General features: G+C 64.1%; 24 protein-coding genes and 2 pseudogenes. 15 read left to right on the top strand and 11 right to left on the bottom strand.

Features of this window, described 5'->3' with window-relative positions; genetic code table 11:
* Positions 1–84: 84 nt before the first annotated feature.
* From JQ633_RS10655 to trxB, 5 genes are read left to right on the top strand one after another with little or no spacing between them, the layout of a single operon-like run.
* The gene (locus JQ633_RS10655; RefSeq protein WP_211984981.1) at positions 85–1311 is read left to right on the top strand and encodes a CaiB/BaiF CoA transferase family protein; all 1227 of its coding nucleotides are present in this window, start codon (positions 85–87) and stop codon (positions 1309–1311) included.
* Positions 1312–1361: 50 nt separating this feature from the next.
* Positions 1362–2360 carry an ABC transporter substrate-binding protein gene (locus JQ633_RS10660; RefSeq protein WP_211984982.1) on the top strand — a complete coding sequence of 333 codons (999 nt, stop codon included), beginning with the start codon at positions 1362–1364 and terminating at the stop codon, positions 2358–2360.
* A 1-nt stretch (position 2361) separates the two neighbouring features.
* Positions 2362–3192: an ABC transporter ATP-binding protein gene (locus JQ633_RS10665; RefSeq protein WP_249159203.1), complete on the top strand. Its 831-nt coding sequence runs from the start codon at positions 2362–2364 to the stop codon at positions 3190–3192.
* A gap of 1 nt (position 3193) precedes the next feature.
* A complete protein-coding gene (locus JQ633_RS10670; protein WP_211984983.1) occupies positions 3194–4093 on the top strand; it encodes an ABC transporter permease in 900 nt (299 codons plus the stop codon).
* Positions 4094–4111: 18 nt separating this feature from the next.
* Entirely contained in the window at positions 4112–5098 is a 987-nt protein-coding gene (gene trxB / locus JQ633_RS10675) for a thioredoxin-disulfide reductase (RefSeq protein WP_211984984.1), read from the top strand.
* Positions 5099–5538: 440 nt separating this feature from the next.
* Here trxB and JQ633_RS10680 read toward each other — a convergent pair whose 3' ends face one another.
* A complete protein-coding gene (locus tag JQ633_RS10680; protein WP_211984985.1) occupies positions 5539–6102 on the bottom strand; it encodes a TetR/AcrR family transcriptional regulator in 564 nt (187 codons plus the stop codon).
* Between the two features lie 107 nt (positions 6103–6209).
* Between JQ633_RS10680 and JQ633_RS10685 the strand changes: the two genes are divergently transcribed.
* A complete protein-coding gene (locus JQ633_RS10685; RefSeq protein ID WP_211985527.1) occupies positions 6210–6863 on the top strand; it encodes a glutathione S-transferase in 654 nt (217 codons plus the stop codon).
* A 140-nt stretch (positions 6864–7003) separates the two neighbouring features.
* Here JQ633_RS10685 and JQ633_RS10690 read toward each other — a convergent pair whose 3' ends face one another.
* Together JQ633_RS10690 and JQ633_RS10695 are read right to left on the bottom strand one after the other, a co-directional pair.
* A complete protein-coding gene (locus tag JQ633_RS10690) occupies positions 7004–10114 on the bottom strand; it encodes a VCBS domain-containing protein (protein WP_211984986.1) in 3111 nt (1036 codons plus the stop codon).
* 167 nt (positions 10115–10281) lie between these two features.
* Positions 10282–10938 carry a glutathione S-transferase family protein gene (locus JQ633_RS10695; protein ID WP_211984987.1) on the bottom strand — a complete coding sequence of 219 codons (657 nt, stop codon included), beginning with the start codon at positions 10936–10938 and terminating at the stop codon, positions 10282–10284.
* Positions 10939–11838: 900 nt separating this feature from the next.
* On the opposite strand from JQ633_RS10695, the gene JQ633_RS10700 reads away from it, so the two are divergent.
* From JQ633_RS10700 to JQ633_RS10710, 3 genes and pseudogenes are all read left to right on the top strand, one after another.
* Positions 11839–12306 (top strand): DUF1097 domain-containing protein, encoded by a 468-nt coding sequence (locus JQ633_RS10700; protein ID WP_211984988.1) that lies wholly within the window; start codon positions 11839–11841, stop codon positions 12304–12306.
* A gap of 136 nt (positions 12307–12442) precedes the next feature.
* Positions 12443–12917: pseudogene (locus tag JQ633_RS10705) on the top strand (VOC family protein).
* A gap of 135 nt (positions 12918–13052) precedes the next feature.
* Positions 13053–14315 carry a serine hydrolase domain-containing protein gene (locus tag JQ633_RS10710; protein ID WP_211984989.1) on the top strand — a complete coding sequence of 421 codons (1263 nt, stop codon included), beginning with the start codon at positions 13053–13055 and terminating at the stop codon, positions 14313–14315.
* 290 nt (positions 14316–14605) lie between these two features.
* Here JQ633_RS10710 and JQ633_RS10715 read toward each other — a convergent pair whose 3' ends face one another.
* From JQ633_RS10715 to JQ633_RS10725, 3 genes are all read right to left on the bottom strand, one after another.
* On the bottom strand, positions 14606–15103 hold the full coding sequence (locus JQ633_RS10715; protein WP_211984990.1) for a peptide deformylase: 498 nt from the start codon (positions 15101–15103) through the stop codon (positions 14606–14608).
* Positions 15104–15168: 65 nt separating this feature from the next.
* Positions 15169–16041: a bifunctional helix-turn-helix transcriptional regulator/GNAT family N-acetyltransferase gene (locus JQ633_RS10720; RefSeq protein ID WP_211984991.1), complete on the bottom strand. Its 873-nt coding sequence runs from the start codon at positions 16039–16041 to the stop codon at positions 15169–15171.
* Positions 16042–16083: 42 nt separating this feature from the next.
* Positions 16084–18180, bottom strand: coding sequence for a YncE family protein (locus tag JQ633_RS10725; RefSeq protein WP_211984992.1), 2097 nt, complete (start codon positions 18178–18180; stop codon positions 16084–16086).
* Positions 18181–18457: 277 nt separating this feature from the next.
* Here JQ633_RS10725 and JQ633_RS10730 point away from each other — a divergent pair, with 277 nt between their 5' ends.
* Positions 18458–19249 (top strand): DUF899 domain-containing protein, encoded by a 792-nt coding sequence (locus JQ633_RS10730; RefSeq protein ID WP_211984993.1) that lies wholly within the window; start codon positions 18458–18460, stop codon positions 19247–19249.
* Positions 19250–19281: 32 nt separating this feature from the next.
* Here JQ633_RS10730 and JQ633_RS10735 read toward each other — a convergent pair whose 3' ends face one another.
* Positions 19282–20181 (bottom strand): LysR family transcriptional regulator, encoded by a 900-nt coding sequence (locus JQ633_RS10735; protein WP_211984994.1) that lies wholly within the window; start codon positions 20179–20181, stop codon positions 19282–19284.
* A gap of 81 nt (positions 20182–20262) precedes the next feature.
* Here JQ633_RS10735 and JQ633_RS10740 point away from each other — a divergent pair, with 81 nt between their 5' ends.
* Together JQ633_RS10740 and JQ633_RS10745 are read left to right on the top strand one after the other, a co-directional pair.
* Positions 20263–20838 carry a GNAT family N-acetyltransferase gene (locus JQ633_RS10740; RefSeq protein WP_211984995.1) on the top strand — a complete coding sequence of 192 codons (576 nt, stop codon included), beginning with the start codon at positions 20263–20265 and terminating at the stop codon, positions 20836–20838.
* Entirely contained in the window at positions 20835–22019 is a 1185-nt protein-coding gene (locus JQ633_RS10745) for an MFS transporter (RefSeq protein ID WP_349631549.1), read from the top strand. Before JQ633_RS10740 ends, JQ633_RS10745 begins: the two co-directional genes overlap by 4 nt.
* A 5-nt stretch (positions 22020–22024) precedes the next feature.
* On the opposite strand, the gene JQ633_RS10750 is transcribed toward JQ633_RS10745, so the two are convergent.
* Together JQ633_RS10750 and JQ633_RS10755 are read right to left on the bottom strand one after the other, a co-directional pair.
* A complete protein-coding gene (locus JQ633_RS10750) occupies positions 22025–22291 on the bottom strand; it encodes a hypothetical protein (protein WP_211984996.1) in 267 nt (88 codons plus the stop codon).
* A 20-nt stretch (positions 22292–22311) separates the two neighbouring features.
* Positions 22312–22677: pseudogene (locus JQ633_RS10755) on the bottom strand (LysR family transcriptional regulator); the annotation flags it as partial.
* Between the two features lie 214 nt (positions 22678–22891).
* Here JQ633_RS10755 and JQ633_RS10760 point away from each other — a divergent pair.
* Complete coding sequence (locus JQ633_RS10760; RefSeq protein WP_211984997.1) at positions 22892–24409, top strand: MFS transporter; 1518 nt, start codon at positions 22892–22894, stop codon at positions 24407–24409.
* Between the two features lie 41 nt (positions 24410–24450).
* Here the strand turns inward: JQ633_RS10760 and JQ633_RS10765 are convergent, their stop codons facing one another.
* Complete coding sequence (locus JQ633_RS10765) at positions 24451–24855, bottom strand: cupin domain-containing protein (protein WP_211985529.1); 405 nt, start codon at positions 24853–24855, stop codon at positions 24451–24453.
* Positions 24856–24974: 119 nt separating this feature from the next.
* Complete coding sequence (locus tag JQ633_RS10770) at positions 24975–25376, bottom strand: Ohr family peroxiredoxin (protein ID WP_211984998.1); 402 nt, start codon at positions 25374–25376, stop codon at positions 24975–24977.
* A gap of 145 nt (positions 25377–25521) precedes the next feature.
* Between JQ633_RS10770 and JQ633_RS10775 the strand changes: the two genes are divergently transcribed.
* A complete protein-coding gene (locus tag JQ633_RS10775) occupies positions 25522–26013 on the top strand; it encodes a MarR family winged helix-turn-helix transcriptional regulator (RefSeq protein WP_211984999.1) in 492 nt (163 codons plus the stop codon).
* A gap of 92 nt (positions 26014–26105) precedes the next feature.
* Positions 26106–26657 carry a carboxymuconolactone decarboxylase family protein gene (locus JQ633_RS10780; RefSeq protein WP_211985000.1) on the top strand — a complete coding sequence of 184 codons (552 nt, stop codon included), beginning with the start codon at positions 26106–26108 and terminating at the stop codon, positions 26655–26657.
* The last annotated feature ends 11 nt before the right edge of the window (positions 26658–26668 follow it).

The raw sequence follows: 26668 nt of genomic DNA on the forward strand, positions 1-26668 counted from the left end.
ACACCTACGAAGGCACCCACGACGTGCACGCGCTGATCCTAGGTCGCGCGATCACGGGCATCCAAGCGTTCTCCTGAGGCGGTCATGAAAGCTTGTCTGGACAGACTTCGCGTGCTCGATCTGAGCCGCATTCTCGCCGGCCCTTGGGCGACGCAGCTTTTGGCGGACCTCGGCGCCGAGGTGATCAAGATCGAGCGCCCGGGCGAGGGCGACGACACGCGTGGCTGGGGACCGCCCTTCGTGGTCGGCAAGCACGAACACGACCTGTTCGCTGCCTACTACCTGGCTGCCAACCGCGGAAAGAAGTCCGTCGCCATCGACTTCAGCAAACCGCAGGGGCGCGACCTTGTCTGCGAACTGGCGAAGTCCTGCGACGTCGTCGTCGAGAACTTCAAGGTCGGCGGCCTCAAGCGTCTGCGCCTCGACTACGAAACGCTCTCGGCCCTGAACCCGCGGCTGATCTACTGCTCGATCTCCGGATTCGGACAGACCGGGCCCTACAAGGACAAGCCGGGCTACGACCTGCTCGTGCAGGCGATGGGCGGCCTGATGAGTATCACGGGCGCGCCCGACGGCGAACCGATGAAGGTCGGCGTTGCCGTCGCCGACATCTTCACAGGCCTTTACGCTACGGTCGCCATCCTCGCCAGCCTCAACGAACGCCGGACCAGCGGGCTCGGCCAGCACATCGATCTCGCACTGCTCGACGTTCAGATCGCGACGCTCGCCAACGCCGGCATGAACTATCTAGCATCCGGTAAGAGGCCGCAGCGCCAGGGCAACGCCCACGCCAACATCGTGCCCTACCAGGCCTTCGCGACGCGGGACGGGCATATCGTCGCTGCGGTGGGCAACGACGCGCAGTTCGCTCGGTTCGCCGCTATCCTCGGCGCGCCGGAGCTCTCAACAGACCTTCGCTTCCAACGCAACGCCGATCGCGTCCGCAACCGCGCGGAATTGCTGCCGACCCTGACGGCGAAGATCCGGACTTGGAGCAAGGCCGAGCTGCTTCTCGCGCTCGAAAGCGAGAAGATTCCCGCCGGTCCGATCAACGAAATGCACGAAGTATTCGAGGATCCGCACGTGGTCGCGCGTGGCCTGGTCGTCGAACAGCTCCTGCACGATGGTGGATCCCCAGCGAAGCTGATCGGAAATCCGATCAGGTTCTCGCGAACGCCGATCGACTACGGGCGTGCACCCCCGCGTCTGGGTGCCGATACCTCCGAAGTGCTGCGCCGCGATCTTTCGAAATCTGACTCCGAGGTGGACCGGCTGGAAGCGCAGGGGATCGTCTCAAACAGCAAGGCCTAGGTCCGACGAAGAAGCGGACGGCGTAACGGTAGAAGAGAGGAAGCATAGCGATGAACGGAATTTCACGACGTCACGCATTGGGCGCAATTGCGGGAGCGGTGGCGCTACCGGGCCTCGCGAGAGCGCAAGCCGCGAGCGATGTCAGGGTCATTATTCAATTCGGCGTCTCCTATCTGCCGCTGATGATGATCGAGGAAGAGAAGTTGCTCGGCGCGGCCTTGGCCGAGCAGGGCGCCCCACGTGTCGAGGTCAAGCTGCAGCGGGTCAGCGGCTCGAACGCCGTGAACGAGGGTCTTTTGGCCGGAACGGCGGACATGGGTGTCATGGGATCACCATCCATTCTGATCCTCGCAGAGAAATCGCGCGGAGCCTTCAAGGGACTGGCGAGCTGCTCCTCGTTTCCGATGGTCCTTAACACGGTGCTCGATCGGGTGAAGACGATCGCCGACTTCCAATCACAGGACAGGATTGCTCTCCCGGCGACCACGTCTCCCCAGAACCTCTGTCTCCGTATGGCGGCGGAGAAGTCGCTGGGCGACGCCAAAAAGCTCGACGCGAATGTCGTGAACCTGCCGCATCCGGACGCGATGGCTGCGATGCTCTCGGGCACCGAAGTTTCCGCGCACTTCACGAACGCGCCGTTCGCCCAGTTCGAGGCCGACGACAAGCGGGTGCACCGGGTGCTCAGTTCAGAGGAGGTGCTCGGCAAGGCGTCGACGTTCGTGCTGCTCGCCGCAAGCACCAAGTTCATCGAACAGAATCCGAAGGTTTCGGCGGCGATGGTCAAGGCCATGGACACGGCGATGCAGCGTATCAAGGCGGATCCCGCGAAGGCGGCGGCGCTCTACCTGAAGCAGGAGCCGTCCAAGTCGTTGAGCCCGGAATACGTTGAGAAGATCCTGCGCGACCCCGAGAACGTGTTCAGCGTCGCCCCAGGCGGCGTCATGGCCTACGCGGACTTCATGCAGCGCACCGGCCAGCTCAAGACGAAGCCGGCGAAGTGGCAAGACTCCTTCTTCCCGTTCATCCAGGAACGGCAGGGGTCCTGAGATGAACATGATCAACCAACCCCAGATCAAGCAAGCCTACACGGCGACTGACACGAAGCCGGTGTTGAGCCTTAAGAACGTGACGCTGCGCTACCGGACCGATGCGAGCATCGTGACCGCGGCCTACGACGTCAGTTTCGACGTGTACCGGGGTGACCGGTTCATCCTTCTCGGCGCCTCTGGATGCGGGAAGTCCTCGCTGCTAAAGGCGGTCGGCGGCTTTTTGGCGCCGGTTGCCGGCGAGATCAGGCTCGACGGCAAGATCATCGACGCGCCGGGTCCTGACCGCATGATGGTCTTCCAGGAATTCGACCAGTTGCTGCCCTGGAAGACGATACTGGAGAACGTCGCCTATCCGATGCAGAAGGCTAAGCGATGGTCCGCGGCCGAGGTCCGCGACCGCGCAAGGGTGTTCACTGCGAAGGTCGGCCTCGAGAAATTTGGCGACGCCTATCCGCATACGCTCTCGGGCGGCATGAAGCAGCGGGTTGCCATCGCACGCGCCATGGCGATGGAACCGAAGATCCTTCTCATGGATGAGCCGTTCGCCGCGCTCGACGCGCTTACCCGCCGGAAGATGCAGGACGACCTGCTCGAGCTCTGGAGCGGAACCCACTCCACCATCCTCTTCGTCACGCACTCTATCGAGGAGGCGGTGATCGTGGGCTCGCGCATCCTGGTTCTGACGCCGCATCCGGGACAGGTCCGCGCGGAGATCAATTCCCATCAGTTCGCCTTCTCCGACATGGGGAGCACGGAGTTCGGAGGTCTCTGCGGCCGCATCCATCACATGCTTTTCACGCCGTGTCCGCGGCATCCGAAAGGGCACTGACATGACCGTCATCGAACAGACCACTGGCCTGCCGCTGGCCCTTCCGCCGGTCCGCGGCGAATTCGAACTGCCGAGTGTGATCGAACCGTCAGCCGACGTCGAGCGTCCGCTTCCGCTCCACGAACGGATCCTGCAGAGCACGGTCTTCCGTCGCCTTGTCGTCGTCGCCGTCCTCGCAGCAGTCTGGGAGGGATACGCGACCTGGCTCGACAATCCGCTCATGATGCCGCGCCTCTCAGACGTCGTGGTGGCGCTCGTCTCCTCGCTAGTGTCGGGCGGCCTGTTCGCGCGCATCTTGATGACGATGAAGGTGCTGGTGATCGGATATGCCGTCGGCATTGCGGCCGCCGCAGCGATCACGATCCTGGCTTCGACCACCCGCTTTGGAAGCGATGTACTATCGACGCTGACATCGATGTTCAATCCTCTACCGGCTGTCGCGCTGCTGCCGCTCGCTTTGCTGTGGTTCGGGCTGGGCATGGGAAGTCTGGTCTTCGTGATCGTCAACTCCGTGCTATGGGCCGTCGCCCTCAGCACGCATACCGGATTCCAGTCCGTGAGCGAGACGCTGCGCATGGCGGGCCGGTGCTTTGGCCTGAAAGGGCTTTCCCTCGTCGCTGAAATACTCATTCCTGCCGCTCTGCCGTCTATTCTGGCCGGCTTGAAAATCGGCTGGGCTTTCGCCTGGCGGACCCTGATCGCCGCCGAGCTTGTCTTCGGAGTGAGCTCGGGGCAGGGCGGTCTTGGTTGGTTCATCTACGAAAACCGCAACAATCTTGAGACAGCCAACGTCTTCGCCGGATTGCTGTGTGTGATCCTCATCGGTCTCTTCGTCGAAAGCGTCATTTTCCGCACGATCGAACGCCGGACCGTGAGGCGCTGGGGAATGCAGAAGTTCTAATCGGACAAGGACGACGATATGGCTCACGAGCATAAGACTGATGTCATCATCCTAGGCGCAGGTCCGGCCGGCTACACAGCCGCGATCTACGCGGCTCGCGCGAGCCGTAAACCAATCCTGATCACGGGCATGCAGCCGGGCGGACAACTGGTCACGACGACCGACGTTGAGAACTATCCCGGCTTCGCAAACGTCATCCAGGGGCCGTGGCTGGTCGAGCAGATGCAGGCGCAGGCCGAGCACATGGGCACGCGGGTGATCTACGACCATATCGTGGAGATCGTGACGGACGCCCGACCATTCCGCCTGATAGGCGATAGCGGCGACCACTATCTTTGCGACGCCTTGATATACGCCACCGGTGCCCAGGCCAAGTGGCTCGGAATCTCCTCCGAAGAGGTATTCCGGGGTTTCGGCGTGTCGGCATGCGCTACTTGCGACGGTTTCTTCTTCCGTGACAAGCGCGTCGCTGTCGTCGGAGGTGGCAATACGGCCGTCGAGGAAGCGCTGTATCTCGCCAACATCGCCAGTTCAGTCACGCTGGTCCACAGACGCGACACGCTTCGCGCGGAGCGCGTGCTGCAGGAACGTCTGTTTGCGCATCCCAAGATCGAGGTCCGCTGGGACAGCGAGGTGGACTCCTTCGTTGGGAGGAACGATCCTGCGAAGATCGAGGCGATTGCCTTGAAGAACCGCTTGACGGGAACCATCGAGCGACTTGCCCTCGACGGTGTCTTCGTCGCCATTGGGCATGCTCCGGCGAGTGCGCTGTTGGAGGGCAAGGTCGAATTGCACGCCGACGGGTACATCAAGGTGCAGCCGGGCACGACGACGACGAGCGTGCCCGGGCTGTTCGCGGCAGGTGATGTCGCGGACGGCGTGTACCGCCAGGCCGTCACCGCGGCGGGATTGGGCTGCATGGCCGCGCTCGAGGCCGATCGCTATCTGACGGTCCACGCGGTTCCGGATTTTGCAACCTCCCGACAGGAGGCAAACGTCGCCTGAGGAGGCCGACGCTCATTGCACAGGCTCGCTACTTGGATTTCCGGAGCCCAGTTGCTGACCAAACATCGATCTTCGCCAGCTTCTCCCTCGCCGAGCTTGCATTATACGAGGATCAAGACCGCCATCGTGGACTCGATCGACATTAGGACCGACGACGATTGACGGTATCGCAAGGAAAGCAGCGAGGGCGGCGCTGGTCGTTGCGTGTAAGCGCGCGCGCGCTTTATCGATTGATCTCGATAGTTAGGGAAGGCGCCATTTCATAATGCCACGGAAATTTTACTGTGAATTCAAGACCGAAAAGTTAGGACGGCCGTACCGTCGGGATTTGTCCGTCAGCATTGAGGCATTGTGCTTGCAAATCAATGCGATGGTGCTCTCCTAAATGATTGAGTGGGAGTAGGGCGTCGCCGCGTCACTGCGGTCCGATGTTCGGATATCTACGCCGGCAGAAGACCCGCGGCGCGATAGTTGTCGATCATCGAGTCGTAGAGCGAGACATCTGAACGGCTCCTGGCGATGAGCTGCGCGCCGGCGACGGCGGCGAAGATGGCGCGGGCCCGCTGTTCGCTCTTTCTCGAATTGACCAGGCCCGCGGCCACCAACAGCCTGCTCAGCCACGCCACGTTGACGTCGGCAAAGCTCTGGACCTCCTTCTTCACCGCGTCCGGCAGGTCGTCGACTTCCGCGGACATGATGCTGCAGAGGCACATGCGATTGTTGCTCTCGAGCGCCTTGCGAAACACATCGGGATATCGACGCAGGCAGCGGACAGGATCCGTCGTTTCAGCCAGCATCGACTCGAGCTGGGCGGCGGTGTCCTCCCAGTAGCGCCGCGCGACGGCGACCCCGAGATCGGCCTTGCTCGGGAAATGGTGATAGATGCTGGCGGCCTTGATCCCGACTTCGTCGGCGAGATCGCGGAAATTCAGGCCGCCATAGCCGCGCGCCTGCGCGGTCCGCTTCGCTGCCGCCAGGATGGCCTCCCGAGAGCTTGAACTCACTTCATCGGCTCACTGCTTCGTTATCTACCAAGTGATAGATAGGCGTTGACCGGCCGGAGGTAAAGGCTCCATAACCTACCAAGTGACAGGTAGACAAAGGAGTCATGATGAAGATTCACGATTGGCCGACTGGCCCCTATCCGGCCCGCGTTCGCATCGCACTGGCCGAGAAGAACCTGCGGTCGCACGTGGAGTTCGTATTGGTCGATCTCTACAAGGGCGAGCACAAGAAGCCCGAATTCCTCGCCAAGAACTACTCGGGCACCCTGCCGGTGCTCGAACTGGAGGACGGGACCTTCATTGGCGAGTGCACGGCGATTACCGAGTACCTTGACGCGCTCGATGGCGCGCCGACGTTGACCGGCAGGACGCCGCGCGAAAAGGGCGTGATCCACATGATGAGCAAGCGCGCCGAGCTGGAGCTGCTCGACGCCATCAGTGTCTATTTCCACCACGCCACGCCGGGTCTTGGGCCCCGCGTCGAGATCTATCAGAACCCTGAATGGGGATTCCGTCAGCGCGACAAAGCCGTCAGGGGGATGCACTATTTTGATGGCACCCTGAAAAAGCAGCCATTCGTCGCCGGCGAGGCGTTCACGATGGCTGATATCACCCTTATTGGCGGCTTGATCTTCGCCGGACTCGTGGACGTGCCGGTGCCGGTGGAATGCGAGGCTCTTTTGGCCTGGTATGCTCGGATGCAGGAGCGTCCCAGCGTCAAGAACCGGATAACGATGTCCGAGCCGATCGAGGCATCTTGATCGAAATCGCAGCAGGCGTAGCCCGGATGAGCGAAGCGATATCCGGGACCCGCCCGTCCGCGCACCGCAACTGGCCCCGCATGTCCCTCTGCTCATGCAGTCTACGCCACCGGCCTCGCTCACATGGCTTCGGAAATTCGCTAGACGAGAAAATCCGATGCCGCGCCGTAGGCATGCGGGATCAAGGATCCCGGCGCGAACTGAAGTGTCATCGCATGATGATCCGCATCGGTCAGTGTCAGAATGCCGGTCTGATAATCGAAGGCTTCGTCCACCTTGGTGTCGAAGCCTTCAAGCACCAACGTTGTGGCGGGCGCAAAGTTTGTGATGACACCGGATGTCTGCTTGGCATCGGTCCCGAAGACGAATGTGTCCGTACCCGTCAGAAGGACATTGCTGCCTAGATTGCCAGTGATCACCAATGTCCCGTTGTTGACGTTGACAGTTCCGGTGCCGCTCAAATTATCGACCTTGAGCACGCCGCTATCCAGGACAGTGCCGTTGTTGACGAGGTTGCCTGAGACGTCGACCTCACTCCCGGTGTGCACATCGGCAAGGCCGCCATTGTCGGTCAAGCCATTCTTGAAGTCGATCGTGCCGCCCTGATCGGCGCGAACAGTTGCAAATGTGTTGAACACGGCATCGTCGAAATTGAGCGAGGCGTGCACGGCTTCGATCAGGCCGTTGTTGGTGACGGCATTGCCGGTGTTCACTTCAAGCGGTTGAGGCCCGCTCGCTTCGAGCGAGCCGGAGAAGCCAATGTGCAAGGTGAGGCTGTGATCTCCGTTTCCGATCGCGCCGGCACCGTCGATCGTGCCGCCTTCAACGTCGAGCGTGTGATGCGCGCCGCTGTTCAGGATCGAGGAGCCTGGATCGAGCTTGATCTCGCCGTTGCCGACAAATGTGGTGTCGCCGGTCAGGACAGTCTTCGCGGAATCGAACAGCTCGATTTTACCGACGTTGTTCAGCATGCTGCTGACATTCAGAGTGCTTTCGGCGCTGACGTCAAACACGGCGCCGGCCTTGAATGTCACGTTGTTGAAGACGTTGGTGCTGCCTGCAACGGATACGATGACCCCGCCGGATGTCGCGTCAAGCGATGTCCCGTCCAGATGTACATTGTCGAAGGTGATGGTGCCGTCATTGGCGACGATCTCGCCGAGGAAACCACCGGCGATGGTATCGTTCGCGAGGGTGAGCAGCGCCTGGGTTTCGTTCAGTGAACCGAGAACATTGATCGTGCTGTTGCTGATGATGCCGGCGCTGCCGGTCTCATGCAGGGTACCGGTCACGCCGATGATGATCGTTGCCCGATCAATCGACGTGAAGCCGGTCGTGCCGGAGACAATCAGAACACCGCCGCCGATGGTGTCATTAACGTCAGTGACCGTGATCGCGACGTCCTTTGTGGCGATTTCTGTCCCATCGCTCACCGCTACGGTGACGTCATAGACGTCGTCGTGGTTCGCGTCTTTCGGCGCCTCGAAGTCGGGCGCAGATTTGAACGTCACATCGCCCGTAGCCGACACGTTGAACAGAGCCGCATCGGTGCCGGAGAGCGAATAGGTCAGCGTCGCGCTGTCCACGTCGGTCGCCGCGATGTGGTAGGCGAGGCTCGTGCCATTCTCCGCGAAGCTTGCCGTCGCGCCCGAACTGATCACCGGGGCATCATCGATGCCCGTCAGCGTAACGGTGATGTTCTGCGTCGCGGTTCCGCCGTGGCCGTCGTTGAGGGTCAGGGTGAAGGTGTCGGTATGGATCTGCCCGGCCGCGAGCGGAGCGATGTCGGCGTGGGAAGCATCATAGCTCCACGTCACCTTGCCGTCGGCATCGTCGACGGCGGCCGTGAGTGTGCCGAGATCGTCGCTTCGCGACGTCACCGATACCGTATGAGTGTCGGCCGTATCGGCGTCGGTAAAAAACACCGGCCCCGATGTCGAAACATCGGCGCCGCCATTGTCCGTCAGATTAGCTGCGGTGCCCGACGGTGAACTGATATCCTTCACAAAGGCGTCGTAGCCGCCGTTGGTATCACCGGGCACCAGATTGTTGCCTGAAGACTGGAATGCCAATTTGGTCCCATCAGGTGAGAACACGGGAGTCTCGCTTTGACCGTTTGCCTGCGTCCCGCTTGAGCTGGTCGAGACAACCGTGATGGCACCGGTGATCAGGTCCTTCAGATAGACCTCGAAACCACCGACACCCGGCACCAGATTTTCGGCGAAGGAATAGAAGGCCAGCTTGGTGCCATCAGGCGAGAACGCGGGCTGCTGGGCTTCGCCGTTGTCCTGCGGGGTTCCGCCGGCATCCGCCGACACCAACGTGATGACGCCGGTGGTCAGGTCTTTAATGACAATGTTGCCGCTTCCGCCATTGGAACTACCCGGCACAAGATCATCGGCAAAGGTATAGAACGCCACCTTGGTGCCGTCAGGCGAGAACACCGGGTCGTAGCTGCCGCCATTGCCATGAACGCCGCTGGCGCTGTCCGACACCAGTGTGGTGATCCCGGTGGCCAGGTCCTTGATGTAGATGTTGTTGATCGCGCCACCCCCTGTCGTGGACCCGAACACGATTTTGGTGCCGTCGGGCGAGAACGAGGGGGCGTAGGTACTGCCGTTCTGATCCCCGCCGCTGTGCGGCACGTAATAGGGGCTGGCCGCCACGAGCGTGATGGCGCCAGTGGTCAAGTCCTTCACGAAGATGTCGCGCGTGTCGTCGGTATCATCAGGCACGAGATTGTCGGCATCGGAATAGAAAGCAACCTTGCTGCCATCAGGTGAGAACGCCGGGTTGGTGGTCTGGAAGCCGTTCGCCTGCGCCCCGGTGGCACTGGTCGACACGCGGGTGATCGCACCAGTGGTCAGGTCCTTCACGAAGATGTCGTAGGCTTGATTGGTATCTCCTGGCACCAGATTGTCGGAAACCGACGTGAACGCCACCTTGGTACCATCGGGCGAAAAAACCGGCTGGTAGCTCCAGTCATCGCCCTGGACCCCGCTTGTATTGCTCGACACGCGCGTGACCGCACCTGTCGTCAGGTCCTTCACGAAGACGTCGGCTTGGCCGTTCGTATCGCCCGACACCAGATTGTCGGCCGTTGATTCGAACGCCACTTTCGTGCCGTCGGGCGAGAACACCGGCGTGAAACTGTCGCCATCCGCTTGCGCCCCGGTTGCGCCGGTCGACACGCGCGTGACGGAACCGTTGCTGACGCCACCAGCGGTGAAAACAGGTGCCGAATTCGTCATCGATGCCTCCGTTTGCCCGGCGTATGAGTGCCTGCTAAACGAGGCAAGTTTAGTGTCTTTGGATGACGCATTTCTTGCGAGCGAAGGAACAACCTTCGGCGCGACATCCGACAATCTCTGTTAGAGGCGCGAACTGACGAGTGAAACAATTTGCCATGGGCCTCACGTCAGCACGGCGCTGACCTACCCGTATTGACCGCCCGTTGTGCCTCGAACGCCCGCTGATACGCGGGCCGTGCTTCGCCGCGCGCGACGTAGGCGGAGAGATTCGTAAACTCGTCCAGAATCCCCGAAGCTCTCAGCCTCAGCAGCACCGAAACCATCATCAGATCGCCCGCGCTGAACGCGCCGTCCAGCCAGTCGGCATCGCCGAGGCGGGCGGAGAGTTGCTGCAGCCGGTCGCGGACGCGATCCATCACAAGGGGCAGACGGTCTTTGGTCCAGGGCTTGTCGGCTTCCAGAATCCTTGCGGTGACGAGTTCGAGGATCGGCGGCTCCACCGTGTTGATTGCGGCGAACATCCAGGTGATGGCGCGGGCGCGGGCGTTGGGGTCGTCGGGGAGCAGCGGGCCGGAATGGCGTTCGGCGATGTGGAGCACGATCGCGCCGGTCTCGAACAGGGTGAGGTCGCCTTGCTCGTAGGTCGGGATCTGGCCGAAGGGATGCAGCGCGAGATGCGCGGGCTGCTTCATCGCCTGGAACGAGACGAGGCGGACGTTGTAAGGCTGGCCGACTTCTTCCAGCGCCCAGCGGACGCGGGTGTCGCGCGCCAAGCCCTTGCCGCCGTCAGGAGAGCGTTCGAAGGCGGTGATGGTGGGGGTCATCGGTCTTCTCCATGTCTTCGCCTGGCGCCCGTAGGACGAACTGATGGCGCGTCTCCCGACAACGGGTCTCGGATTCCTTCGGCCTTTCGCGAGCCGAAGCGCTGCTGCGGGCAGGCTACATGAAGCGATCGTTCAGGTAGATGAACGAAAGGTTTGTTTGATCCAGGTCAAGGCCGCGAAGCTCCCGTACGCGAGTCTTCGGAGCGACCCGCGGATCGATGCGATGTACAGGGGCCGCGGTGTTCCTCTCTCGAAAGGAGACCGCCAATGTTGAGTCGAGTTCTCATCGCTTCGGCTGCCGCAGCCATGCTGTTGGTCACATTCACTCCCGAAGACGCGTCCGCCCGCGGCGGCGTGCGTGCCGGAGGTTACCGCGGCGGTGCAGCCGTGCGAGCAGGAGGCTATCGCGGGGGCGCAGTCGCGGTTCGCGGATACAGGGGCGGGGCTGTCGCCGTACGCGGCGGGCGCTACGGATATGGCTACCGCGGTTATGGCTATCGTGGCTATGGCTACGGGGTCGGTGCGGCGGCAGTGGGTGCAGCAGCGGTCGGCGCGGCCGCGACGGGAGCCTACTACCGCGGCGGCTGCGGCTACGACGCGTATGGCAACTGGGTTTGCCCGGGCCGATATCCCTACTGAGCAACGGGACGCCGTTTGATCGCGTTCACCAAACCACATCGGTGAGGGCGGGTTGCGCGATCGCTGACCCGCCCTGCAAGGTGTTTGTCCGCATTTTGGTCCGTGTGCCGCGCGAGATCGCGCGCCTTCACGCTTTTTCCGATTATTCGCAGATTCCGGATAGTGATGCCGAAGATCGCATGATTATCCGCATGCCACTCCCGCGTAATTCCTTGGCCGGCAAATGCCGGATCATCCGGCAAAACCTCGGGAGTGCCAGACATGAAGTTCGCATTGTTGACCCTCACCGCGGCCGTGGTCGCCTCGATCGCCGCGACGGCGTCCGCCGGGCTCGGCTGGCCGGTGTGGGCGATGTTCGTCGGATGGGTGGCGTTCTTCACCGGCGGCCATTCGGCGCGGGCTGCGCTCACCAGTTATCTCTGCGTCGCGGCGGGAATCGGCTTCGGCGTGTTCGCCGCGATGGCGGTCGGCTCGCTGTTGCCGCTGATCGATTTCTTCGCGTTCGGTGTCGTCGTCTTCGTCGTCGCCGTTGTCGTGGTCTCGCTGCGCGCCGCGCCGCTGCTCAACAACGTCGCGGCCTACTTCCTCGGCCTGATCGCCTTCTTCGCCTCGCATCTCGCGCCCGGGCTTGCCGCCTTCATCGAACTCGCCGTCGCCGGCGGCCTCGGCACGCTGGCGGCGTGGATCGCGCATCAGCTCAGCGGAAAGGTCGCGAGATACGCGGCATGATGCAGGCATCGGGCCAGCGTTTCCCATCCGCGGGACGCCGGGAACTTTTGACGTCCCGCCCGGCAGTTATTTTTGCCGGGCGGTGTCGGATCGTGCATCGCTCAATCGTCCTCCGCACAAACATCAGGAGACTGCGATGACGGATCTAGTGACCTGCCTGTGGTTCGATCAAGGCAAAGCGCGCGAGGCGGCGGAGTTCTATGCCGCGACCTTCCCGGACAGCCATGTGGATGCTGGGCATGTCTCGCCGATACCGGGCATCGGGCAGGGCGACGAATTGACGGTGGAGTTCACCGTACTCGGCCGCCGCTTCGTCGGGTTGAATGGCGGCTCCAACTTCGTGCCGACCGAGGCGGTCAGTTTCATGGTGCTCACCGACAGCCAGGAGGAGACCGACCGCTATTGGAACGCAGTCACCGGCAATGGCGGCAAGGAATTGCCGTGCGGCTGGTGCCTGGGATCGCTGGGGCTTTGCCTGGCAGATCACGCCGCGGCGGCTGCTCGAGCTCGTCAACGGCGCCGATCGCGCGGCCGGCAAGCGCGCGATGGAGGCGATGATGACGATGAAGAACATCGACATCTCCGCGATCGAGCGGGCCTCCGCGGGGTAATCCGTCCGCCGGAAATAGAGAGCCGCTGCGCGTCACCATGCGCTCGCGGCGACGATCACCCCGGCGCAAACGCGGGATGTGCCCTCTGCTGTCGCGTGATACGAAATTCGTATCACAGCTTTGGAGCCAGCCCTGATGTCCGTTGCGACCGCGCCCAACCAACAACAGACTCCCACCGCCGCGGAGTCCGATCCGCAGACGCTCGGCTGGATGCAGGGCTTTCCGCCGCCACAGGACCGCACCATCACGTTCCAGGACGGCTCGTTCCGCAGCTTCCCCGAACTGCGCTGGGCCTGGAGCAACATCCGCCAGCTGGTGCCGACGGTGAACGTCTGGCGCGGCGCCGGGCCGGCCTCGGTGCTGCCGCGCGCGGAGCACGATATCGGCGCCTCCGCGTCGGTGACGATGGACGGGCGTCCGATGACGTTTGCGCGCATGCTCGAGGAAACCTATGCCGACGGCATCGCCGTGCTGCACCGGGGCAAATTGATCTACGAGCGCTATTTCGGCGCGCTGAAGCCGCACAAGCCGCATATCGCGATGTCGGTGACGAAGTCGTTCACCGGCACGCTGGCCGGCATTTTGATCGCGGAGGGCAAGATCGACCAAGACGCGCCGATCACCGACTATTTGCCGGAGCTGAAGGGCAGCGCGTTCGCCGATGCGCGGGTGCGCGAGGCCATGGATATGACCACTGGCCTGCAATACACGGAAGTCTACACCGACCGGAATTCCGACGTCTGGGGATTGCGGCGCGCCAACGGCATGGCGCCGATTCCGGAAGGCTATGACGGCGCGACCAACATCTTCGACTTCCTGCGCTCGCAGCAGAAGCAGGGCGAGCACGGCAAGGCGTTTGCGTACAAGACCGTCAATTCCGACGTGCTGGCCTTCATCTGCCGGCGCGCCGGCGGCATGACGCTGTCCGACCTGCTGTCCGAGCGGATCTGGGCGCCGATGGGCGCGGAGGAGGATGCGCATTATCACGTCGACCGCATCGGCATCGAGAGCGGCGGCGGCGGGCTGTCGACGACGCTGCGCGATCTCGCCCGGTTCGGCGAGATGATCCGTAATCACGGCCGCTTCAACGGCCGGCAGATCGTGCCGTCCGCCGTTGTCGAGGACATCGCGCGCGGCGGCGATCCGGAAAAGTTCAAGCCGGCCGGCTACACCACATTGCCCGGAGCGTCGTACCGCAATCAATGGTGGGTGACGCATAATGCGCACGGCGCCTTCATGGCGCGCGGCGTGCACGGCCAGGGTATCTACATCGATCCGAAGGCCGAGATGGTGATCGCGCGCTACGCCTCGCATCCGGCCGCGGGCAACGCGGCGAACGATCCGGTGACGCTGCCGGCCTACATGGCGCTGGCGAAGGATCTGATGGCAGGAGGGTGAGGCCGGTCTGAGCCTACGCCGCGCGCGCGATCGTAGCCCGGATGAGCGCAGCGATATCCGGGGTCCTTTCCACGCATTGAGGTCCGTCCCGCATATCGCTTCGCTCATGCGGGCTACACGGCTACCGGCCTATATGACGCTGGCGCAGGATCTGATGGCGGGAGGGTGAGGCCGGTCTGAGTTTACGCCGCGAGTACGATCGTAGCCCGGATGAGCGCAGCGATATCCGGGGTCCTTTCCACGCATTGAGGTCCGTCCCGCATGTCGCTTCGCTCATGCGGGCTACGCAACTAACCGCGCGAGATCTTCTCGAACCGCTTGATCAGCCGCTCGCGCTTCAGGCGGGACAGCCGTCTGATCCAGAACATGCCGTTGAGCTGGTCGATCTCGTGCTGATGGCACACCGCGCGCAGGCCGTCGGAGTCCTCGGTCTGCATGTTGCCGTCGAGGTCCTGATAGCGGATGCGGACACGGGCGTGGCGCTCGACATCGTCGGTGACGCCGGGCATCGAGACGCTGCCTTCCTTGTACAGGATCATCTCCGGCGAGGCCCGGATGATCTCCGGATTGACATAGGTCCGCGCGCCTTCGCCGGCATCGAGCTCGAGCACCACAACGCGCATGGCGACGCCGATGTGCGGCGCGGTGATGCCGATGCCGGGCGCCGCGTGCATGGTCTCCAGTAGGTCCTGCGCCAGTTCGCGCAGCGCATCGTCGAACACGCTCACCGGCTCTGCCGGAAGCGCGAGCCTGGGATCGGGATAGCGGACGATGGGACGAATGCTCATGCCGCTGTCTTAGGCCGGTGCATCGCGCCGGACAACACGCGCATCAACCGCGCGTGACGCGCCGCTCAGAGACGCTTCTCGAAGAACAGGTCGGGGTAGGGGTCGTCGTTGAAGCGCGGGATCTCGGTCCAGCCGCTCCTGCGGTAGAGCTGGCCGGCTTCCGCCAGCGCGCTGTTGGTGTCGAGCCGCAGCACCGCGATGCCGAGCTCGCGCGCGGCGTTCTCGGCTGCGTCCATCAGGCGGCGGCCGAGGCCGAGGCCACGCGCGCTCGGTGCGACCCACAGCCGCTTGATCTCCGCTATCTCTGCGCCGCCGCCCTTCAGCCCGACGCAGCCGATCGGCAGGCCATCCGACATCGCCACGATGAAGCTGCCGCGCGGGCGCACCATGTCTTTCGCGTCGGGATCACGCGACAGCTTGACGTCGAACCCCTGTTTGAAGCGCCGCGCCAGCTCGCCATAATATTCACCGAGGCAGTGGCGCGCCTCGTCGCTGCGCGGATCGGTCTCGAGCAACACCGTGGCCTCGCGCCCGAGCGCCGAAGCGATCATGTCCATCGCAGCCAGCAAGGCGTCGCGCTGCGCGTTGCGGGTGAGGAAGTCCTTGGCCTGCTGATTGGAGATCGCCTCATAGGCGTTGAACTCGCGGCGGCCGGCCGCCGTCAGGCGGGCGATGCGGCGTCGGGCGTCGCTGCCATGCACCGTCGTCTCGATCAGCCCTTCGTCTTCCAGCGTCCGCAGCAGCCGGCTCATCAGGCCGGAGTCGAGGCCGAGATAGTCCCTGATGTCGCCGACATCGGCGCGTCCGTGCCCGATCGCATTCAGCACGCGCGCAGCGCCGAGCGGCCGGCCGCGCCCGAGGAACGAGGTGTCGAGCGCTCCGACGGCGGAGGTCACGGCACGGTTGAAGCGGCGGACGCGGGAAACAGGGTCGAGCATATATCTGACTTTAGTCAGGTATCGTCTCCCGGTCAAGCCGCGCTATTGCGGCATCAGCCCCTCCGCCGCAGCACGCAATTCCTGCAAGAGCTCGGTCTCCCAAGGGGAGGGCTCCTTCAGGAAACGCGCGAGGTTGTCGAAGCAATAATATCCGTATTCGGCGCGCGATCGCGCGGCTGAGGTCGCAGCTGCGAGCTGCATCAGATGCGCGGCGTATTGCTTCGGCGTCATGAGGCTCGCCGCGGTCTCGGCCATCTTCGCCATCCGCCACAGTGCGACATGGTCGATGGCATTGCCGAGATCGCCGAAGTAGAGGCCCTCCGCGAGTTGCAGGCGTTGGCTTGCGTCCGCGGTGTTGTGCAGCATCAGTGGGACGATCTTCGCGAAGTAGAAATTCTCGTGGTCGGTGTCGACCAGTCTGTAATAGCGCAGCAGGACCTCGTTGCTCGACGTGTCGAGTTTCGCGAGGCACCAGGCCGCGTAGCCGAACAGCGCGGTCGGGATGTCGTCGGCATAGGGATCGTACCAGGCCTGCGTGTGCGGGCCGACATGCGCGCACACCGCATCGATCAATCTGCGAAGGGCGGGCGCGGCGCCGGGGCAATTCGCGGCGACGTGGGTGAAGAACTTCTTCTCGTTGAGCCGCTTGCCGTCATGGCGGAACACCGCCTGCAGGTGGTTGTCGAACGGGCGCTCGTTGATGTCGGGGCCGATCTGCGCCGTCAGCGTATCGATCGCGGCGGCACAATCGGCTTCGCTCATCGAGGCAAGATCGACGGTGTAGGTGCTGTACCGCTTGGCTATCGCCTCGGCCTTTTTGGCGAGCGCCGCGTCCTTGTCCTGCTGCGGCGTAGGCTGAGACGGCGATGGACGGAAATGATCGTCCGTTGCCGGCACGATCCGTACCTCGTGCACGGGATCGCCCGGCGCCCCCGAGACGGTGACCGTCCCTTCCGCGAACCGCAGATCGAGGCGGCGGTCCGGCAAGACCTTGGCTTCGTACCAACCGCGCGCGGCCGGCCGCCAGCCGCCGCGGTCCATCCCGAACCGCTCCAGCATGATCTTCGGCGAGACCGTGCCGTCGACGCCGACGCAGGCGACGAAATTGAGCCGCTTGAGCCAGAACGCCTGGCTGTCCCGTTGCCAGCCGATCACCTCGCGCTCGGCGAACTCGAATTCGCGCAGGTTGCTGTTGATGTTGGTGTAGAAGCCGTTCGGGTCCGGCCACAGCTCAGGATGCGACTTCTCGCTGATCTGGCTCATCGACAGCGTCGTCTCCCGATCGAGCAGCTCGGCGACTTTGCGATAGACCTGGCCGCGTTGCGCCAGCAATCCCTGCTTCTGCCGCTCATAGTCGATGTGGCCTTCGTCCGGCAGCTGTGCAGGTGTCATCCACATCGGCGCGACCGAATGCAGCCGCCGCAGCGGAAACGCCTCCCAGATCTCGACCGCGAAGCTGAAATAGTCCTTCCGCGCGGCCGCGCCCCGGCCGAGCAATCGCGAGAACAGCGGCGCCTCCTCGGTGATCACGGGCAGACGGGTGTTGTCGGCGCGCAGCCAGTAGCGGCCGCAGGGGCTGGAGCGGATCAGGAATGTTCTGGCGGACGATCCGTCGCACATCGATAGTTCATGATGGCCGGTTTGCGGATCGATGCGCAGGAGGCCTGCAACGATTCCGTTGTCGTGCCGGTACGTGGAGACAAGGACTCGTCCATCCCGGTCCAGCACCGGCGGGCACAGCGGAATGCCTTTCGGCAGTTCGAGGACCGAGCGGACGATCTTCCGGGTCTCGAGATCGACGACATGCAGATCGGTTTGCGCGTCGTGATAGAGAACGAGGTAGACCAGCCGGCCATCCGTGCTTTCGAGCACCCCGTAACTCAGATAGTCGTTGCGCGCCTCCTTGCCGTCGGACTTCACGGCTACCGGCGTCTGGAGGCGATCGACGAGTTGCTGCTGCGCCGTGTCGTAGAAGGCAAAGCCAGCGTCGGGATTGAAGAACCAGGCAGCCCCGTTCGGCAGGATCCCGGCGCGCAATGCCGGCCAGCGTCCCAGCGACGGACGCATGATCCAGTCGTCGCGCCCGTCGACCAGGATCGCGAAGTATTCGCTGTTGGCAATTTTCCGGATGGAGTTCACGATCGGGTAACCTCGCGCGGCCGTCCCATTTTGCGTGGGTGTTTCAATACGCGCGAGCCGACAACATCCGCTTAATGCCGACGCCGATTTGCGCGGCAGCGTGCCGCATGCATTCGTCTGGTCGGCGCGTCGGAGCGCACAAATCCCGACACACTTGTCACTCCCACCGCGGGCCGGCGCCGCGCCAAGCTGCGTCATGACCAACGACGAGCCACGGACGGCATGGAACTGCGTTCGGGCGCCGGAGTTCGTCCCAATTCGGAAGATGGAGACCTTCATGAGCAAGTCAGCCGAAAACAATCAGGGCGCCATGCAGACCCCGCCCGTCGTGTCATCAGAGGCCTGGGAACAGGCGCGCCTGCAGATGCTGGCGAAGGAGAAGGCGCAGGTACGGGCACGCGATGCGCTCGCTGCCGAGCGGCGGCGGATGCCGTGGATGGCAGTCGACAAGCCGTATGTGTTCGAGGGACCGAACGGCAAGGTCAGCCTGCGCGACCTGTTCGAGGGCCGCCGGCAGCTCGTGGTCTATCGCGCCTTCTTCGAGCCCGGCGTGTTCGGCTGGCCGGACCATGGCTGCCGCGGCTGCTCGCTCGGTGCCGACCAGGTCAGCCATCTGTCGCATCTCAATCAGCGCGACACCACGCTGGTCTATGTCTCGCGCGCACCGCAACCCGACATCAGCAGGCTGAAGGCCCGGATGGGCTGGGAGATGCCCTGGTACACGATCACGGACAGCTTCGACGCCGACTTCGGCGTTGCCGAATGGCACGGCCACAACGTGTTCTTCCGCGACGGCGAAAAGATCTTTCGCACCTACTTCATCAACAGCCGCGGCGACGAGGCGATGGGCACGGTGTGGAGCTATCTCGACATCACGCCGCTCGGCCGCCAGGAGGTCTGGGAAGATTCGCCGGCGGGCTACCCGCAGACCCCGCCCTACAAATGGTGGAACTGGCACGACAATTATGACGCCGAGGCAGCCACCAACACCAAGTGGGACCAGGTCACCGATGCCGGCGTGAAGGCGTTCCGCAAGACCGCGGAGGAAGAGCGCAAGGCCATCACCTGACGCGCGACGGGGAGGACGCGTCGGCGTCCTCCCTAACCGGCCGCCGTCCTGGCCGAGAGCGCCTTCAACCCCGTCAGCATCTGCCGCAACCCGCGATCGAGGCGCTTGTCACGGCGGATCACGACCGCGAGGCGGCGGTAGAGTTTTGGCGACAGCGATCGGACCACCAGGTCGCGATGCTTCGGCTGTGCCGGGACGGCCATGCCCGGCAGCACGGCGCAGCCAAGGCCGGCGCGCACCATCTCCTTGATCGCCTCGACGCTGCCGAGCGACATCAGCGGTTTCAACGACACGCCGCCGCGCGCCAGCCATTCGTCCGCGGTGCGGCGCGTATTGCCGCCGGGCTCGAACAGCAACACCGGCTTGGTCACCAGCACCGCAGGCGTGATCCGCGCGGGCAGCGGCAGGTCGCGCGGCGCGATCAGGACGAACTCATCGTCGAGCACCGGCGTGATCTCAAAACTGCGCCCCGACACCGGCAGCGTGACGAGGCCGATGTCGAGCGTGTTGTCCTCGACCGCCTTGGCGATGTCGGTCGTGTTGCCGGTGGTGACCGTGATCTCGAGCGAGGGCAGCGCCGTTCGCAGTGCCTTGAGGACCGGCGGCAGCAGGAAGATGCAGGCGGTCGCGCCGGTGCCGAGCCGCACACGGCCGGCCGTCCCGCCGGTCTGTTGCGCCACCGCGTCGACCGCCGAGGTTACCGCCGCGTCGATCTGCCCGGCATGCGCGAGCAGCGCGGCGCCGGCCGAGGTCGGCCGCGCTTTCCGTCCGACGCGCTCGATCAGGGTCGCGTTGAGGCTGCGTTCGAGCTGGCGCACCTGCAGGCTTACGGCGGGTTGCGAGAGCTGCAGCCGTTCGGCCGCGGCCGAGAAACTGCCGCTCGCGACCACGACCCGGAAGCTTTCGAGATAGCCCAGATTGAGATTCTTCATCAAAGCATACCTTATGCTGTGCATAAGCTGACAAAGCTTCCCTTATATATCGCCAGCGGGCATGCTTGGGCAATCGGGGCAATGCTGAAGCAGGGAGAGGGGATGAAGGACGGCAAGAACGGAATCGCGCTTCGCGATGCGGCCGATCGCGACATGGCCGACGTTCAGCGGATCTATGCGCATCACGTGCTGAACGGGCTCGCGACGTTCGAGGAGGAGCCGCCGGCCGTGGACGAGATGCTCCGCCGCCGCGATGCCGTGCTGGCGGCGGGACTGCCGTATCTGGTCGCCGAGGTCGACGGGCGCGTCGGCGGCTACTGCTACGCGACGGCCTATCGGCCGCGGCCGGCCTATCGCCACACCATCGAGGATTCGGTCTATGTCGAGGAAGCGCTGTGCGGACGCGGCATCGGCGTCGCCCTGCTCGGGGCACTGATCGCGCGCACGGAGGCTGGGCCATGGCGGCAGATGCTTGCGGTGATCGGCAACAGCGGCAACGCCGGTTCGATCGCGCTGCACCGTCGGATGGGCTTTCAACCGGTGGGGACGCTGCGGTCGGTCGGCTTCAAGCTGGGGCAGTGGGTCGACACCGTTCTGATGCAGCGGCCGCTCGGGCCGGGTGACGCCGCGCCGCCGGCGAAGAAGGAGCCGTCGTGATCGTCGCACGCCGGGTCGTGGCCGCCGTCGGGCTTGGCCAATTGATCTCCTGGGGCGCGACTTACTATCTGATCGGCGGTTTCGGCGAGCAGATCGTCGCGGATCTCGGCTGGAGCCGCGACATCGTCTATGGCGGCTTTGCGGCTGCGCTGCTGGTCATGGGCGTGGCGTCACCGCTCGCGGGCCAATGGGTGGATCGCCGCGGCGGCCGCGAGGTCATGGTGATCGGCGCGGTGATCAACGCGGTCGGCTGCGTGGGCCTTGCGGTCTCGCATCACGTCGGAACGTATTACGCGGCCTGGATTGTGCTCGGCGTCGGCATGCGGCTGACGCTGTACGACGCCGCCTTCGCGGCCCTGGCCCGGATCGGCGGGCCGGAGGCGCGCCGCGCCATGTCGGGGATCACGCTGCTCGGCGGACTGGCCGCCACCGTGTTCTGGCCGCTCGGGCACATCCTGTCGGAGCATTTCGGCTGGCGGGCCGCGCTGCTGGCCTATGCGGGCTTCGCGCTGCTGACGATCCCGCTTCATCTGATGATTCCGAACGCGCGGTTTGCCGGGCCATCGAGCACCGGCGAGGCGGCGCCGCGGCAGCCCCGCGCGATGACGCGGCGGCAGCTCGCGGCGGCAGGAGCGCTCTATGCCGTCATCATGACCGGAGCCAATTTCCTCAACGCCGGCATGTCCGCGCATATGATCGCGGTGCTCTCCGGCCTCGGGCTGACCGTCACGGTCGCGGTATGGATCGCGACGCTGCGAGGCATCGGCCAGTCCGCCGCGCGGCTCTGCGAGATCCTGTTCGGCAGGCGGCTCGATCCGGTCGCGCTGAACCTCGCGGCCTGCCTGCTCATGCCGCTCTCCTTCATTGCCGGGCTGTACAGCGGAGCGTCGACCGAAATGGCGATCGCCTTCGCGCTGCTGTACGGCGCCTGCAACGGCATCTTGACCATCACGCGGGGAACGTTGCCGCTGATCCTGTTCGACCACCGCAGCTACGGCACGCTGGTCGGCCGGCTGATCGTCCCGAGCTTCATCCTGCCCGCCGCGGCGCCGCTGATCTATGCCGTCGTTATCGACCACATCGGCAATGCCGGCGCGCTCTATCTGTCGACCGGCCTCGCCACGATCACGCTGCTCGCAGCTGTGACGCTGAAGCTGCTGTTTCCGGCGCCGCGGCAATAACGCATTCAGCCAGCCGTTGGCTCGCGCGGCAGCCACAGCGACAGCCAGCCGCCGAGCGCCAGCAGCGCCACGTTGCAGCCGAGTGCGATGGTGAAGGCATGCGCATAATCGGCGGGGGCCGGGCGCGGCCCGAGCAGGCTGTAGAAGACGCCGCCGATCATCGCGACGCCGAGCGCAGCGCCGATCTGGAACGTCGAGATCATCATCCCGGACGCGAGCCCGGCGTGGCGCGGATCGATGCCGCCGATCACGGCCTTGATCACCGATGGCATGACGACGCCAAAGCCGAGGCCACCGCATAGGTGAGCGATGGGTCGTAGGCGTGCAGCCGTGTCAGCAGGGTCGGAAGCTCCGCGCCGCCGACATGGGTGGCGATGCCGAGCGTGAAACGGTGCCGGGCCTTCGACAGACCTGCGATGGCGCGGTCATGTGCTGCAAGCAGTTCGCGCGCGGGCGCGAGAAACTCGGCGCCCTGCGCGGAGAGGCGGACCAGCCGTGGTGTCCGCTCGATCAGCCGGTGGCCGATCTGCTTTTCCAGCCGCTTCAGCTTCACGCTGACCGCCCCCTGCGTGCTGCCGAGCGTCTCTGCAGCGCGCGTAAAGCTCTTGAGGTCGGCGATGGTCACGAAGGCTTTCACGGCATCGACGTCGAGGGTCATGTCATTGATCCGGATTTGTTGTCTCTGAAATATCTAGTCATCCAATTCACCAATGCTCAAGCCGCGACTAGCTTCTCATGTGAAGCGCTGCGGCCACCCGATTTCCGGCATCGCGGCCTCAATTGATCGTGAATCGTCCGGCCCAACGCTGCTGCCAGCACCCTGGCAGCAGCGCGCGGTATGCCGTCGGTTCGCAACAGCAAAAAGCCGAACCATGTCCACTGAACTGAGCCGTCGCGGCGCCGTCGTGCTGTCCGCCGTCTGTCTTGCCTGCCTGATGTTCGGGTTGGAGATATCGAGCATTCCCGCGATCCTGCCGACGCTGGAGCGGGTGCTGCATGCCGACTTCAAGCAGTTGCAGTGGATCATGAATGCCTACACGATTGCGGTCACCACCGTGCTGATGGCGGTTGGCGCGGTAGCGGATCGCTTCGGGCGCAAGCGGGTGTTCCTTGTTGCGATCGCGGCGTTCGGTCTCACATCGCTGGCCTGCGGCGTCGCACGGGATGTCGAGACGCTGATCGTTGCCCGGTTTCTGCAGGGCATGAGCGGCGGTGCGCTGCTGATCTGCCAGATCGCCGTGCTGTCGCATGAATTCCAGGGGGGAAAGGTGCGCGCCGCCGCCTGGGGCTGGTGGGGTGTGATCTTCGGCATCGGTCTCGGCTTCGGGCCGATCATCGGCGGCGCTGTTGTCGCGACGCTGAGCTGGGAATGGGTGTTCCTGGTCCATGTGCTGTTCGCAGCCATAGCCTTCGTGCTCGCACTCGGCGGCGTCCATGAATCCAGGGATCCGAAGGCGAGCTCGCTCGACGTCGCCGGCATCGTCACGATGTCGGTCGCGGTGTTCTGCCTCGCCTTCTACATTACGCAGGGACCCGATCTCGGCTTCGCAAGTCCGAAGGGGCTTGCGATCCTCGGCGTCTCCGTCGCGAGCCTGATCGGCTTCCTGGTTGCGGAGAAGGTCAGCCGGCGTCCGATGTTCGACTTCTCGGTGTTCCGGATTCCAGCCTTCTCCGGCGCGATCGTCGGATCGTCGGCGATGAATCTGAGCTACTGGCCGTTCATGATCTATCTGCCGATCTGGTTTCAGGCCGGCCTCGGCTATGACAGCGTATCGGCCGGCCTTGCGCTGCTGGCCTACACGCTGCCGACGCTGGTGATGCCGCCGTTCGCGGAGCGGTTGTCACTGCGCTATCAGCCGGGTCGGATCATTCCGGCGGGGCTGTTCACCATCGGCGCCGGGTTCATGCTGATGAAGTTCGGCAGCGCCGCCGCGCATGCCGATTGGACCACGATGCTGCCGGGCTGCCTGATCGCCGGCATCGGGCTCGGCATCACCAACACGCCGGTGACCAATACGACGACGGGCTCAGTCTCCAGCGATCGCGCCGGTATGGCCTCCGGCATCGACATGAGCGCGCGCATGGTCTCGCTGGCGCTCAACATCGCGCTGATGGGCTTTATCCTGGCGAGCGGTGTGTTGGCCCATCTGAAGTCCGTGCTGCCAGGACTGGACGGTGCACAGCTGCGCCTGATGGCCGAGCGGATCGCGGCGGGCGAGACGGTGTCGGCCCCCGAACTGACCGGGCCCGTCGTTCATCAGGCATTGGCCAGCGGCTTTGGCTGGGTGATGCTTTACGGCGGCATCGGAGTGTGGATCATGGCCGCGATCAGCTTCGCACTCTTCAACGCGCGGCCGGTGCGTCAGGCGGAGGTGCAGTGTACGAAGTAAGCCCGATGGCTTCAGAACCTGTCTCCGGGATGCGGGCAGGATCACTTCACCAGGGTCAGCAGCGGCTTGTCCTTCTCGACGATATAGGTTGCAAGCTCACTGGCGGTGTCATTGCCGACATTCTTCGCGGCGTGGACTGTACCGGCCGGGATGAACAGCACGTCGCCGGCCTTCAGCGTCACCGGCGGCTTGCCCTCGACGTCGTACTGAAACGTGCCGGCGAGCACATAGATGATCTCCTCGCCCGGATGCGTGTGCCGGCCGAATGCGTGGCCAGGCGCGATGTCGACCCGAACCTGAACGGCCTCGCGTCCACCCGTGCTGAGGTCGTAGCGCTGCAGGTCGGTACGCATGATCCCCGCCGGCTGTTGCGCCTCTGCGCTTGGTATGGTCAGGAAACTCACAACGAGCACAGCTATCCTTGCCAGGACGCGTGTCGTCGTCATCAACTTGCTGTTCATCTCGAACTCCTGGAGTGTCCCGCCGGCGGACCAGTCCGGCGTGCCGCTGGTCCGCGTCGGAAGATGGGCCTGGATTGCACGTCCACTCGGTCGACGCTCACGGCTCAGACGAGCGTGGTCGTGACCTCGATGTTGCCGTGGACCGCCTTTGAGTAGGGGCAGATGCCGTGCGCGGCCTCGATCAGCTCCTCGGCCACCGCGCGCTCGACACCGGGGACATGGACGCTGAGGCGGGCGCTGAGGAAGAAGGCGCCGCTGGCCTGGTTGAGATCGATCTCGGCGTCGACTTCGGGCTCGCTCGGCAGCTTGATCTTGCGCTGTCCGGCCGCGAGCTGGAGCGCGCCGATGTAGCAGGCCGACCAGGCGGCGCCGAACAGGTTTTCCGCGGCCGGGTGCGGCTGCGGCAGTTTGACGTCGAGGAAGCCGTCGCGCGAGCGGGCGGCGCCGTCGGTGCCGGCGGTCACGTGGGTCTTTCCGGTGAAGAGAACCTTTGCAGCGGCGGTCATGGCGAACTCCTTTGGGTGAATTTGTATCGCGTCCGATCTAATCGGGTACGCTTGAAATAAACTCCGCCGTAGGGCATGTCAAGCACTTCCGATTTAATCGGATGCGATTTATATTGACCCGAGCTCACAAGTTCTGGAGACGCCCGTGACCAGCTCCCCCAAGATCGAGACCAAGGCCGAGCCCAAGATCGAACCCAAGGACCGAAAACTCTCGAGTTTCCTGTGCTTTGCGGTCTATTCCGCCAATCTGGCATTCGGCCGTGCCTACAAGCCGATCCTGGATAAGGTCGGGCTGACCTATACCCAGTACATCGCGCTGATCGCGCTCTCGGAGGCGGACGAACTGACCGTCAGTGCGCTCGGCGAGAAGCTGTTTCTGGAATCCAACACGCTGACGCCGATCCTCAAGAAGCTGGAGCTGTCCGGCTACATCCGCCGAGCCCGCGATCCCGCCGACGAGCGCCAGGTGCGGGTGAGCATGACGCCGGCCGGCCGCCGCCTGCTCGACGAGGACATCACCGTGTCCCTGAAAGACGCCACCGGGCTCGGCGACGAGTTCCCCGTTGTGCAGAAGAGCGTCGCCCGGCTGCGCGACAATCTGCTGCGCAACACGCAGGGCGAAGCGAAGAAGGCCTGATCGCGCACAGGTGGGTCCTGAGTCCGGCGCTTGCCGCGCTCGCCGAACGGCGGCACGCTGCGCCGGTTCAACTCCGATCCGAGGCAAGATCAATGTCACGCGTGTCCATCAAGACGAAGAACGACCTGCCACCCGAACTGCAGCCGCTGTGGGACAAGATGTCGACCTACGGCGCGTTCGAGAACCAGGCCGGCGTGATGGCGCAGCGTCCGCCAATCTTCAAGCACACGTGGTCGCTGCTGGTCGATCTCGCCGGCGAGGCGGTGCTCTCGAAGCGGCATCTCGAACTGGCCCTGGTGACGGTGTCGCTCCTCAACAAGTGCGACTACTGCGTCTCGCACCATGCGCCGAAGCTGGCAGTGCAGGGTGTCTCGGAGGCAGGCGCCGAGCGTCTGCTCGATTACAAGGATCATCCCGAGCTCGATGGGCTCGACAAGCTCGTGGTCGAATATTCGATCGCGGTCACCAACAACTGGAACAAGACGCGCGACGAGATCTTCGCCCGGCTGCGCGAGCATTTCTCGGAAGCGCAGATCGTCGAGCTAACCTGGCGGATCGCGCTGTGCGGCGCCTTCAACCGCTTCAACGACATCCTGCAGCTCGACGTCGAGCAGGGCGTTCCGCAGCGCGAGGCCGCCGAGTGACGGCGTGATTA

It is taken from the genome of Bradyrhizobium tropiciagri, from assembly GCF_018130505.1.
In the GTDB taxonomy this organism is placed as follows: Bacteria; Pseudomonadota; Alphaproteobacteria; order Rhizobiales; family Xanthobacteraceae; genus Bradyrhizobium; species Bradyrhizobium tropiciagri_B.